This window comes from Phocaeicola coprophilus DSM 18228 = JCM 13818 (genome assembly GCF_000157915.1).
In the GTDB taxonomy this organism is placed as follows: domain Bacteria; phylum Bacteroidota; class Bacteroidia; order Bacteroidales; family Bacteroidaceae; genus Phocaeicola; species Phocaeicola coprophilus.
In genome coordinates this window covers 39,113-44,677 of sequence record NZ_EQ973637.1, presented here as the reverse complement: position 1 = coordinate 44,677, position 5,565 = coordinate 39,113, and the positions used below count along the sequence as shown (strand labels likewise).

Here is a 5,565-nt window from a genome sequence, read left to right as displayed (position 1 = left end):
CATAAATATATCAAACCAATAATCAATTTAAAATATATCAGTAAGTTTATTACAATATTACGGAGTCAGATTTGAAGTCAATAATTGATAAAGTTCCCTTTTTTCTCCTTCCTGAACAAATAACTCAAGAAACTTAAACATAGCCTCCTGAAACTCCACAATATTAACATTCAATAAATCCTTGAAATCTATATCTTCACATTCCTCTATATTATCCCAATCTGCAATCTTATAATCAATAACGGAACAGGATTTACCTTTCTCGATAGAGAAGAAATAACAATCGAAAGCAATAGATATATTATGACATGCAGCCTTGTTAATATCTTCTTTAACACGCTGTAAAAAAGACGGAAAGTTTGAAATTTCCTTTATTTTATTCTTATAAAAATACTGCTCAGACTTAGAATCTATCCGTTCAGAAGATAAACAAGGAGTTAAATTATCCCTCAAGCAAGCCAGGAGTTCGTCTTTTTCAGTCTTAACACTATTAGGAGATACGAAACATAGATTATCACTATTCAAATCCTCAGTAACCAATACAGGCTTGCCATCCAGAGAAGACACTTCCAGAAACGATGTGGTAGGAATATCTAAAGCTTTGATAAACTGATATTTCTTTATACTGCCTTTTATGGCCATATCAACAAAACCTTTAGACTCCTTGACAATCACAGATGAACAGTCCTGCAACAGGCATCTATATACTTTCCAATTGCCTCCCTCACCAATCCCCTCTTTGGCCACAATCCTACTTAAATCAATCATAGAGAGTTTACATAAGCTATATATCTAACCTTGCAGCATTCTTCTGAACTTATTCTTTACCATTTTGCTTTCTGACAGGCAAGCAACAAGATCATTGAAAACAGTTTCATCCAATGTACCTATTTTTTCAATAGAAGTCTGCGCCATACGTTCCTGTAAATCCAGCTGTCCTGCAGGATAAGTATCAAGATTGAAGCCATAAATAAAAGTATTCTTATCAAACGCAAAAGGTGTCCCATCATCCTTAACCGCCACATTCTCACCAGCCATAAACACAAAAATATTCAGCATCCTCTCCGGAATGTTCAAACATCCGTACTTAACCTCCAAATCTGATGGTACATGGTCTTTAGATGTAGGCAAACTGGCAAGCAAAATATCACTCTCCATTTTTTTAAGCACAAGGAAAAACTTGTCCTGCGGCTCAGCACCGTTCTTGAACAAAAAAGGACGGAAAAACAACAAATTACCTTCTTCAAACATGAGATTCCGCATTTAAGAGGTTAGCCGTCTGCCGTATATTCAAACTCTCGCGATAATCCTCTGCCGCACAATCAGTCATTGCTTCAGCAAAGTCAATCTGCCGGTCGGAGTTGTTGCATTCATGCTTATTGAATGCTTCCAACAATCCGGTACGAGCAGCTACCCGATACCAAAGAGTACCCTCCTTGTGTGTCTCTGCAACCAAGTCGGATGCAGTCATATTACCATATTTTGCCAGTATCTCGTCCATCATCTCTATCTCACATTCTGAGAATTCGCTATCATCAAAATCGGCTACCGCCTCAATGAAGGTACCGCCATCCTTGAAATCTGTCTTTACAAAAGACTTCAGAAGATACGGGCCGTCCGAAAGGTCAACAAAGACGTCCTTCGCTACAGGGCCTGCCTGCCATACCTCAAACGGAATACCAATGAACGGGACATGATATTTCAACGCCATACGTTCCTCCATCAGATACAAAAGCTTCAGCAGCTTTGTCTTGCTGAGACCGGATGTATGACGCGCAATATATATAATCGCATTACCAAGTTTCTGTTTAGTAGATTCAGAGAATTTGCACATAATCAATGTATTTTGGCTACAAAGATAGCCTTTTGCCTGAAAACGACCAAGAGAACAGGCAATTAACTGTACGAATGTACGTGGGCACATGTAATCAAACAAACAATAAAACAGTTTCAGATAGAAACAAACAAGATAATTAATGAAAAAATCAGTCTTCAAATATCCGTAATTCATTAATTATCCGTATCTTTGAGTTCTCAAAGATAGGATTCGGTTCGGAAGCAGAACCAAAAAACAGTTTTTTTCGTTCATACATCCCTTACCTTCCCACTATCTTTGTCTATTAGAAAACAACGTTACAATCATGAAAGAATCTATAATCATCAAGAATTTGGGTCCACTTAAAGAAGTGGAGATTAGCGATATCAAGCCACTGACTGTATTCATCGGTAAGTCTGCCAGCGGTAAGAGTACAATCATGAAGATTATTGTACTCATGAGATACATCTATAAAATGGTGAATATCCGATCGTATCTGAAAAATGCGAAGATTACCCGTTCGCCATTCAAACTACGCTTCAACTCTCTGCTTCAGGACGGTCTGGAAAGTATGATAACGGCAGAAACCGAGATATACTATACCGTAGAAATAAACGGGAACCAATATACCCTGTCCTATACCAACAAGACTTTGCAGTCGGACATCAACATTCCCAACAACGACCTGGTATTCTTCAAGGAATCGTATGTATCAGAAACACGAAGCGTAATCCCTACATGGGCATCCAAAGTGGCCACGCTCAAAGGGGCAAGCCTCGGCTTCTTCTTTCACGAGACATTCAACGATTTCAACGACGCAACAGATGTCATCAAAGAACAGCAACTGGACTATTTGAACCTGAAGATGAAAGTCCAGAAGTCCGGCAACAAACCAAAACAGTTTATGATAGAATCATTGCAGGAAGGTGCCAAGCCTGTGGAACTGAGGTATGCTTCTTCCGGTATTCAGACATCTGCCCCATTGGTTACCATTGTCCGCTATTTTGCAAAAGAATTCTCATTCAAGGACGCTTTCAAGCGTTCTGTGCTGGACTATCTGTACAAACAAGACAGACTTGAAAAATTCACTCCCCAAATCAACCAAAGCGATTTGGAGAAGTATGTGCATATCCATATAGAAGAAGCCGAACTGAGCCTTGATCCTGAAGCACAGAGAGCCCTCATAAGCAATCTTGTTGATGAAGCGTTCCACAAGAACAATGAAGACCGCAAGCTGGGGCTAATGATAGCCACACACAGTCCTTATATCGTAAACCATCTGAACGTATTGCTACGTGCCGGATATTTTGAAAAGGCAAGGGAAAACTATCCATTCCTAGAAAAGGATAATATCGCCGTATATCGTGTGCATGAAGGCACTCTGACATCACTAATGGCAACGGACAACGATACTGAAGAATATGTAATCAACACCTACGATATGTCCGACACGATGGAACGAATCTTTGACGAATACGAAAGCATGGAGAAATAATGTATGGACAGCGCACTGATTGATTTCCTCAAAAAGGACTACCCCAAACATTTCGGACAGGAATGGAAAGAAGATACTATGCAAGTCCGGAGAGAACAACGGCCTAAAGGCAAATTCGAAATACGAGACGGACAACCGCAAATTGTACAATATACAGGTAATGGCGTATCCGTCATCAACAACAACTCGGAAATAGATGTAGAGATCATAGACTTTGAACACTATATAAACATCTTTCACGATACCGATGCCGGTATGGGACGTAAATGTGACTTTATCATCAATCCGATAGCCGGATATGACTTTATCATATTCAATGAGCTGACCGAAAGCGAAAGGCGGTACATTATGCCTTTCACTTCTCCCCAAACAGGGGAAGAAAAGGAAGGAAAGCTGGCATATGCAAAAAAACAACTGGAAATCTCCATTGAAAAATTCTATAGTGTAAACAGCTTTCTGGACGACTATGAAAAAAGAGTGGCCCTCTTTTCGTGCAGACTGACAGACGGAAAGCCGAAACGCTATATGTCACGGTCTGTCAGTGCTTTCAGAAAACCACAAAAGATTCTATCCAACATACGTGCCCATGAGCCCTTGGTACACGGGTTCGTATTTGAACAAAGAATCTACGACAAAGAATACAAAACAATATAACAATAAACCAACTAAATATAAAACATCTTTCCAGTATGGCCAACAACGAACATAATCCGATAGCTGCAAGAATAGGCAATATACAGAACTTATGGATAGAGGAAAGACAGAAACACCCAGATGCAAAAGTGTACTGTATTACCTGCGACCAGGAAGACTACCCACTGGTGGAAGGATTCATCCGACTGGAAGGTTCTCCATACGGGAAAAGCAGTGACATAGTCCTTGCCTTCATAACAGATTATGAATCTCCGGCCATACTATATTCGTTCCTGATAAATGAATGGATTACATCTTTTGAAGCCGACCTGAAAAAATACCCGGAATGGAACTGGACGGAGTTTGACAGCCTGAAACGGGAAGCGGCCAAACTCGACCATAATGACAGCAAAAGCCTGAAAACATTCTATGTCCGTATGGTTTCCAGCTTTAAGGAATTTGCAGGAATCGCTGACAATATCCTAGGCATAACAATCATCATTTACAAAATCGGAAACGTAGAATCGTTGAACAAAAGCATAAAGGAACTGGCTGAGCTTCTTCCATCTCATGTGAGCCTGATATTGACAGACTATAACAGCCGTGAAGTATATGAACCATTGCTGGACAACCTGAAAGAAAAAGCGTGCCGCATAAAGATACCCAACCAGAATACGGCCGGAGCCTACAAAGAAATTGCCACACAAGGAGACCCGCACAATCCGCAAGTAAAATACAGACGATGTCTGTTTGAACTGGGAGAAGCCACCAATGCCGGCAAAAAACAAGAGGTGAAGCGACTGGGCGAAGAACTTGTAAAAATATGCCGTGAAACAGGAGGCACAGTAATGTGGGCTTCAGCCTATCTGATTTATGGAGGATTCATGCTAAGCTTCAAAGACGAATCCGCCTTCACTCATAAAATACTGGATAGAGGCATCAGCATTGTACAAACGGCTAAAGAAGAAACCAAAGAATGCAACCAGATCCTGATACAGCTATATGACTATAAGGGTATCGCGTTCAATCTTTCGAGAGACACCAAACAAGCTGTAAAATGCTTCCTAAAAGGAGCTGAAATCGCCAAGAAAGAGGAATTGAAATCCATAGCAGTCAGCCAATATGGCTACGCACTGCTTGCCGCACTGAAAAAAGACCGACTTTTTTATGAACCAATCCTTACAGAAGCCTTTGAATACGGATATGCACTGGATGACAATGAACTGAAAACCGTAAACCTGTCTTTCATTGCAAGCACCTACATTGATAAAATATACACTCTTGATGGTAAAGAACGTGAAGAGATAGTAAAACGGATGGAATCCCTTTATGGAGAGGACTGGCAGGCAGACTCAAAAGAACTTTCTACTAAAATAGAACAAGAATACCAACTATCGAAAGCATGATTCTACCGCCTTTCAATATCATCCAAAATATCATATAGTGCAATTTCCGTAAGTATCTGAACATTAGATTCTTGCCTTAACCTTCCCAAAACCGAGCGATCAGCCCCTTCTCCAAGAATAACCATATCGGCTGTATAGGAAAATGAAAACAAGTTAATAGCCCCGAACTTATGCAGTTTGGAAAGCAAAACATTGATATCCGGATATCGGGGAAA

At 40.3% G+C, this 5,565-nt stretch carries 7 protein-coding genes; 3 read left to right on the top strand and 4 right to left on the bottom strand.

Annotated features, from left to right (window positions below; genetic code table 11):
- Nucleotides 1–57: 57 nt before the first annotated feature.
- Genes BACCOPRO_RS06240 through BACCOPRO_RS06230 form a run of 3 tightly spaced genes read right to left on the bottom strand, consistent with a single transcriptional unit; the run spans nt 58 to nt 1,834 of the window.
- On the bottom strand, nt 58–768 hold the full coding sequence (locus tag BACCOPRO_RS06240; RefSeq protein ID WP_008141975.1) for a hypothetical protein: 711 nt from the start codon (nt 766–768) through the stop codon (nt 58–60).
- Nucleotides 769–792: 24 nt separating this feature from the next.
- On the bottom strand, nt 793–1,251 hold the full coding sequence (locus tag BACCOPRO_RS06235; protein ID WP_008141974.1) for a hypothetical protein: 459 nt from the start codon (nt 1,249–1,251) through the stop codon (nt 793–795).
- A complete protein-coding gene (locus tag BACCOPRO_RS06230; RefSeq protein ID WP_040311257.1) occupies nt 1,244–1,834 on the bottom strand; it encodes a Panacea domain-containing protein in 591 nt (196 codons plus the stop codon). Before BACCOPRO_RS06230 ends, BACCOPRO_RS06235 begins: the two co-directional genes overlap by 8 nt.
- 307 nt (nt 1,835–2,141) lie before the next feature.
- On the opposite strand from BACCOPRO_RS06230, the gene BACCOPRO_RS06225 reads away from it, so the two are divergent.
- The 3 genes from BACCOPRO_RS06225 to BACCOPRO_RS06215 are packed head-to-tail and all read left to right on the top strand — an operon-like array spanning nt 2,142 to nt 5,350.
- The gene (locus tag BACCOPRO_RS06225; protein ID WP_008141972.1) at nt 2,142–3,311 is read left to right on the top strand and encodes an ATP-binding protein; all 1,170 of its coding nucleotides are present in this window, start codon (nt 2,142–2,144) and stop codon (nt 3,309–3,311) included.
- Nucleotides 3,312–3,314: 3 nt separating this feature from the next.
- A complete protein-coding gene (locus BACCOPRO_RS06220; protein WP_008141971.1) occupies nt 3,315–3,965 on the top strand; it encodes a hypothetical protein in 651 nt (216 codons plus the stop codon).
- A gap of 35 nt (nt 3,966–4,000) precedes the next feature.
- Nucleotides 4,001–5,350, top strand: a complete 1,350-nt coding sequence (locus tag BACCOPRO_RS06215; RefSeq protein WP_008141970.1) for a hypothetical protein — start codon at nt 4,001–4,003, stop codon at nt 5,348–5,350.
- 2 nt (nt 5,351–5,352) lie between these two features.
- Here the strand turns inward: BACCOPRO_RS06215 and BACCOPRO_RS18305 are convergent.
- Nucleotides 5,353–5,565: hypothetical protein (locus tag BACCOPRO_RS18305; RefSeq protein ID WP_008141969.1), on the bottom strand; the 213-nt coding region annotated here is incomplete at its 5' end.

Bases quoted from the DNA above. Each gene is read 5' to 3' on its own strand.
- BACCOPRO_RS06235 (WP_008141974.1), bottom strand. From the start codon at position 1,251: ATGTTTGAAGAAGGTAATTTGTTGTTTTTCCGTCCTTTTTTGTTCAAG.
- BACCOPRO_RS06215 (WP_008141970.1), top strand. From the start codon at position 4,001: ATGGCCAACAACGAACATAATCCGATAGCTGCAAGAATAGGCAATATA.
- BACCOPRO_RS06240 (WP_008141975.1), bottom strand. From the start codon at position 768: ATGATTGATTTAAGTAGGATTGTGGCCAAAGAGGGGATTGGTGAGGGA.
- BACCOPRO_RS06230 (WP_040311257.1), bottom strand. From the start codon at position 1,834: ATGTGCAAATTCTCTGAATCTACTAAACAGAAACTTGGTAATGCGATT.
- BACCOPRO_RS06225 (WP_008141972.1), top strand. From the start codon at position 2,142: ATGAAAGAATCTATAATCATCAAGAATTTGGGTCCACTTAAAGAAGTG.
- BACCOPRO_RS06220 (WP_008141971.1), top strand. From the start codon at position 3,315: ATGGACAGCGCACTGATTGATTTCCTCAAAAAGGACTACCCCAAACAT.